Source organism: Halococcus thailandensis JCM 13552, assembly GCF_000336715.1.
In the GTDB taxonomy this organism is placed as follows: Archaea; Halobacteriota; Halobacteria; order Halobacteriales; family Halococcaceae; genus Halococcus; species Halococcus thailandensis.
Map to the genome: position 1 here is coordinate 1 of NZ_AOMF01000042.1, position 3,299 is coordinate 3,299.

At 59.2% G+C, this 3,299-nt stretch carries 2 protein-coding genes; one reads left to right on the plus strand and one right to left on the minus strand.

Features of this window, described 5'->3' with window-relative positions; translation table 11 throughout:
- A partial coding sequence (locus C451_RS02210) for a hypothetical protein (RefSeq protein WP_007737178.1) occupies positions 1-1,048 on the plus strand: 1,048 nt, incomplete at its 5' end.
- 1,305 nt (positions 1,049-2,353) lie between these two features.
- Here the strand turns inward: C451_RS02210 and C451_RS21585 are convergent.
- The gene (locus C451_RS21585; RefSeq protein WP_152420347.1) at positions 2,354-2,611 is read right to left on the minus strand and encodes a hypothetical protein; all 258 of its coding nucleotides are present in this window, start codon (positions 2,609-2,611) and stop codon (positions 2,354-2,356) included.
- Between the last annotated feature and the right edge of the window lie 688 nt (positions 2,612-3,299).

Genomic DNA, 3,299 nt, shown 5'->3' on the forward strand with positions numbered 1-3,299 from the left:
GGCTGATACGTCGTACTCGATTCCGGGGATGGCGAGTCAGCCGGATTCGTGCGGGAACTGGTATCCGTATCACGTCTGCGACGAATGTGGGGAACCGATATTCAGCGAATCCCACTGTGGGCTACGTCGCTGCCCCGAGTGCTGGTGGGAATGGGTGCGAGAGACGGCGAAGAAGATCGTGAAGCGGATTCAGGCGTATCGGTGGGCGCAGGACGACGGCCTCGATCGACGGCTGATCCATGCGATGTTCTCGCCGGAACAGAAGGATGACTGGACGATCTCGCGCGTCGACGGGATGCGTTCGGAGTCGTACGAGCTCGCGCAAGAGGCGGGCGTGACCGGTGGGGGCGCGCTGCTGCATATGTGGCGAACAACGGACGATCTGGATGGCGAGTTCCGCGCGGCGAGCGAGGCGGGAGTGGCCGACAAGAAGTGGAAATACCTGCGCGAGACGTACGGACAGGGGTGGCGACAGGCGACTGAGGTAGCGCCGCACGTTCATCAGATAGCGACCGCGCCGGAGTTCGAGCCGGAGCAAGGCGACTGGGTTGCGAAGCGCGTGCGAACGCTGGATGCGATGAGATCGCTGTCGCACCCATCGTCGTACGAGGATGTTGCGGGCCTCGCGATGTACCTGCTTTCTCACACGGCGATAGCCGACGGCGAGCAGGCGCTGCGCTGGTTCGGTGACATCTACCCGGGTGGGTTCAATCCAGAGGAGGAGCTGTCTGAGGGAGCCTTAGAGACGATAGAACGGATGGCTGCTGAAGCAGTCGAACCGGAGGGAACTGACGATGAGGACGATACTGAGCCGTTCCAGGACGACGAGAAATGCGATGCAGGAACGGAAGGTTGCCCGGGCCAGCGGATGCCGATCTGGGACGTGCCGTCAGCGCGTAGAATGAACTGGTGGGACGAGTTAGATCGGGAGACAGAACGCCGGATGACGGTAGCAGTAGATTGGATGATGGGAGATCTAGATCCACCACCATGCTCAACAGAACAGGAGGCGCGTGATCGCCTCGCCCTGATGGCGGATGCAGGATGAGCGTAGAGCTATCGGTAAGGTGGACCCTCGGGATTGGTAGCTGCTGCACTCAGGTGGACCCTCAGTTTGTCGTCGCTCGCTTTGGCCCTGACCCTCAGTCGTGTTTCGTCAGCGCGGTAGACCCTCGGATGATGGCTCGCTGCTGGACGCTCAGATGGGCACTTTCTCTTTTTCTCAATCGGCTCAATCGTCTGTGTCACAAATCGCTGGGCTTTACGCGCGCGTTAAGCCTTCGTNCGCTCAGATGGGCACTTTCTCTTTTTCTCAATCGGCTCAATCGTCTGTGTCACAAATCGCTGGGCTTTACGCGCGCGTTAAGCCTTCGTACATACTGAAATGGGGCCGAAACGTTCGGTTCACCACGAAGGTTTAAGGGGTATTTCGGTCGAGATATGAGTGATTATGAGTGGGGAACTCTCGGTGGATGGATACAAGATAGATGGACCATCCCAGCAGATACTGCGCGCGCTTCGAGGCGGTGGCTGGGTGAGTTCGGGAGCACTCCGAGATGCTGCAGATCTAGACGATAATCGGCAGGGGTCCTATCGGATGGAGAGGCATCTCGGTCCTGCCGAACTGGTTCTTGAGGCGGTGCGTGATGATCCTGAGCGGGAATCTCGGCGGTTCAAGCTTAGCGAGAAAGGTGAGGCATGGGTCGAAGATCATGCTGAGGAGCTACTGGCGCCGACGACTCGCGAGGAGATCGCTGATCTCGCCCAACAGGGCTACAAGGAGGGCACAGAAGCTAAGGAGTCGGTTCAGCGCTACCGCAAAAAGCTGAGTCGGTACAAGAGTCAGGTCGAGGATGTTCGCGACCAGCTGGAGCACATTCGGGACCACCACGATGAATACTTCAATCGGGTGAGCTCGGTCGAGAAGGAGAGCGAGGATTCGCGGGAGCGATCGAAGGAAGCCAAACAGGGCGTCAAGGAGCTTCGCGGAGCAGTCGAGGCGCGGGCGACTGTCGAGAGCATGGAGAGTGTGAGCGAGGACGTGAGCGGTCTTGAGCGCCGGCTGTCGGCGGGGGAGAGTAAACAGGATGGGCTAGCTCGAGAACAGGCCGAGGCGGCGCGCACCCGGGCGCTGGTGGGTCGGCTGGCGAAGCCGGCAGGCTACGTAGCGGCTGGTGCGCTGGTGGTGTATCTGATAGTGCTTGTTGCGGTGCTAATCCTTGCACCGGGATTACTGGTGAGCGTGCTGGTTGGTGGAGCAACTGGNGGAATTGTCTATGCGCGAGATATAGGTGTGCTGCCGTGACTATGGCCTGTGAATAGGAGAATGGCTGCTTACAGGGTGAAATTGTACTTATGTTGTTTGGCTATCTGGTTGGCTCTTGTCGCCTCTTGCTAGGAAATAGATGGCGAGTAATATGAGTCCGGGACCAATTGGAATGAGCAGAATCCCGACCCCAACGCCCCATTGCCATGCCCAGTTGCTGCTGCGGCTTTTTGCGTCTCGATATCCCCATCTTCCGACAAAGAAGCCTATAACTGCCATTATCGCCATGATGATTAGAGTTTCTACACCACCGAGCAGCAGCGAAATTTGCAACATACTTTGCATGTGTGGTTATCATGAGAAAGAAGTGAAATAGTTGCTTCCATTTCAGACATGAGGTTTTATAACATCTCGCCGAGACAGGCGTAGCTAAGCACAACGTGAAGTCGGCCCGCGAGAACGGCACGGGCCGACCCGACCCGCCGACATCTGTGGGAAGATTTTGGTGGGCGCGGGTCGGCTGGGTGTTGTCTCACCGTCGACATAGGCGTTTCGTACAGAACGCCGATGTTAGGCGGACGACGTTCGCTTCGATCCTTAGCGAAGCGAGAGCGCGCTGTGAGCGCCGTGGGCGGGCGAGCGATGGCTGGTTGATCCAACAGCCTGTGAAAGCCCGCGCAGCGCGCGGAGCGCGCGAGCAGGACCATGGAGGTGGGCAAGGCGGCGCTTCGCGCCGCCGGGCGCGGAGGGCGGGTACGCGGTCGGGCTATGGCTCGACCGGAGGTCGAGGATTCTTGTGCGGTGCGGAGCGGCGCGATCGCGGTGCTGGCGCGGTTGCGGTCCGGAACCCGCATTATGCGAAAAGCATTTTCAAACACCTACTGATGGGATATAGAGCGGCTGTACGGCGATCGTTTATATCCCCCTATTGGGCGGGTGATCGACGATGAGTACGGCTCCGCTCGCGTCGACGGGACGGAGCGACGAGGAGATCGACATGGCGCGGTCGGCGCACCAAGATCTCGTGGACGAG